At 70.4% G+C, this 2,259-nt stretch carries 3 protein-coding genes; all 3 read right to left on the bottom strand.

From position 1 onward, the window contains the following. On the bottom strand, positions 1 to 790 hold a 790-nt coding region (locus ELR45_RS36375; RefSeq protein WP_205855654.1), incomplete at its 3' end, for an anhydro-N-acetylmuramic acid kinase. Further along, on the bottom strand, positions 787 to 1,704 hold the full coding sequence (gene murQ, locus ELR45_RS01100; RefSeq protein WP_129662743.1) for an N-acetylmuramic acid 6-phosphate etherase: 918 nt from the start codon (positions 1,702 to 1,704) through the stop codon (positions 787 to 789). The genes murQ and ELR45_RS36375, both read right to left, overlap by 4 nt. Continuing rightward, on the bottom strand, positions 1,705 to 2,259 hold a 555-nt coding region (locus ELR45_RS36370; RefSeq protein WP_205855653.1), incomplete at its 5' end, for an ABC transporter permease.

Here is a 2,259-nt window from a genome sequence, read left to right as displayed (position 1 = left end):
GAGCCGGGGCGTTTCCCGCGCGCCGGACGGCGTCGCGGACGTAGCCGAGGTGGAACAGCTCTTTGCCCGTGCTCTTCGGCGGCGCGAGCCGGTAGTACTCCTCGTCGAGCAGGACGTTCAGCACCGTCTCGTCGACAGTGCCGGACGCGGCGATGCGTCCGTCGTCGTCGTACCCGAGCGGGTGCATCCCTTTCTCGGCCACGACGGCGTCGATCAGCGCGTTGGCCGGGCCGATGTCGTACGCGCATAGCCCTTCGGGGCGCATCACGGTGACGTTCGCGATGCCGCCGAGGTTCAACGCCGCCGGCACGCGTCCGAGCCCGCGCAGGAGCAGCGCGTCCAGGACGGAGACGAGCGGTGCGCCGTGCCCGCCGGCCGTTATGTCGCGGATCCGGACGTCGGAGAGCACCGCAGTGCCTGTGCGTTCGGCGATCCACGCCGGCTGGCCGATCTGCAGCGTGCCGCGGGCCGTCGCGCCCTCGACCCAGTGGAAGACGGTCTGCCCGTGCGAGACGATCAGGTCCACCGGCGCGTCCCGCTCGACGGCGTCGGCCGCGGCCTGAGCGAAGGCCTGGCCGATGAGCGTGTCCAGGACCGTGACCTCGGACAACGTCACGTCGGCCGGTGGCAGCGCGGCCACGAGGCGGGCACGCAGTTCCGGGTCGTACGGGGTGGAGGCACTGTGCGTGACGGTGCCGCGCAGGCCGCCGTCGTCGTCCGTGACGAATTCGACGACGGCGGCGTCGATGCCGTCGTGCGACGTGCCGGAGATGAGACCGAGAACTCTCACGCGCTCTCCTCGAGGGCATGGTCGAGCCGGCCGTTCGCCGCCCGCAGCCGGTCCGTCGCGGCGTCTTGGCTCAGCCCGAGCCGCAGCCGCAGCACGGCCGTCGCCACGTCATAGCCGGAGTCGACCAGCATCGCGCCGGCATCCTCCTCGTCGGCGCCGGTCAGCGAGCAGACGATGCGGATGGCGCGGGCGCGCAGCTTCTCATTGGTCGGCCGGACGGCCACCATCAGCCCGTGGTAGGTCTTGCCGAGCTTCACCATCGTGATGGTGGAGATCATGTTGAGGACCAGCTTCTGCGCCGTTCCGGCCTTGAGCCGGGTCGAGCCGCTCACCAGTTCCGGGCCTACCACGACCTCGATCGGCCGCTCCACCAGCGCACTCAACTCAGAGTCGCGGTTGCACGAGACGCCGATGGTCAGCGCGCCGAGTTCACGCGCACGCCGCATGGCGCCGAGCACGAACGGTGTCCGGCCGCTGGAGGCGAGGCCCACGAGGGTGTCGTCGGGGCCGACATCGGCGTCGGTCATCTCCCACGCCCCGGCCTCGGCGTCGTCCTCCGCGCCCTCAGCGGCGTCCACGATGGCCTGCGGGCCTCCGGCGATGATGGCGAAGATCTGCTCGGGGCCGACGTTGAACGTGGGGCGGCATTCCGAGGCGTCGAGCACCCCGAGCCGTCCGGACGTTCCGGCGCCCACGTAGATCAGCCGGCCGCCCCGGGACATGCGGGCTACCGCGGCCTCGATCGCCGCCGTGATCCGCGGAAGCTCGCTGGCCACCGCCGTCGGTACGGTGGCGTCGGCGGTGTTCATCTGCCGCGCGAGGTCGGTGATCGACGTCTCCTCGATGCGGGCGAAGCGCGGGTCGGCGCGCTCCGTGACCGACGGCTCGGGCGGGGGGTCTTCCTGTCGGATCATCTACTTCCCTCGGTTGCGTGGATCGTAGGTGTCGCGCAGGCCGTCGCCAAGCAGGTTGAGCCCCACCACCAGCAGTACGATGACTATCCCCGGAGCGAGCATGGTCCAGGGAGCCACCGTGACCAGTGTGCGCGCCTCGTAGATCATCGAACCGAGAGACGGCGCCGGCGGGGGAGTGCCCAGGCCGAGGAAGCTCAGTGACGCCTCGGTCAGCACCGCCCAGGACAGTGACAACGTGACCTGCACGATGATGATGGAGGTGATATTGGGCAGAACGTGCTTGAGCATGACCATCGTCCGGCTTTGCCCGGCGCTCACGGCGGCCTTGACGTACTCCACCTCGCGCAGGGACAGGACCGGCCCGCGGGTGACCCGGACGAAGATCGGCGTGTAGACCACGGCGATCGCCACGGCGACGGTGAACCAGTTCCGGTCGAACACCGAGGCCAGGGCCAGCGCCAACAGCAGCGGGGGGAAAGCGAACAGGATGTTGGTGACGGCGCCGACCGCGGTGTCGGAGAAGCCGCGATAGAACCCCGCCGCCAGCCCGGCGGC

The organism is Phytoactinopolyspora endophytica, from assembly GCF_004138495.1.
GTDB lineage: Bacteria > Actinomycetota > Actinomycetes > Jiangellales > Jiangellaceae > Phytoactinopolyspora > Phytoactinopolyspora endophytica.
The sequence above is the reverse complement of the archived record's forward strand: the minus strand, read 5'-3'. Positions and strand labels throughout refer to the sequence as shown.

Coding starts and splice junctions, on each gene's coding strand:
- murQ (WP_129662743.1), bottom strand. CDS start 1,704: ATGATCCGACAGGAAGACCCCCCGCCCGAGCCGTCGGTCACGGAGCGC.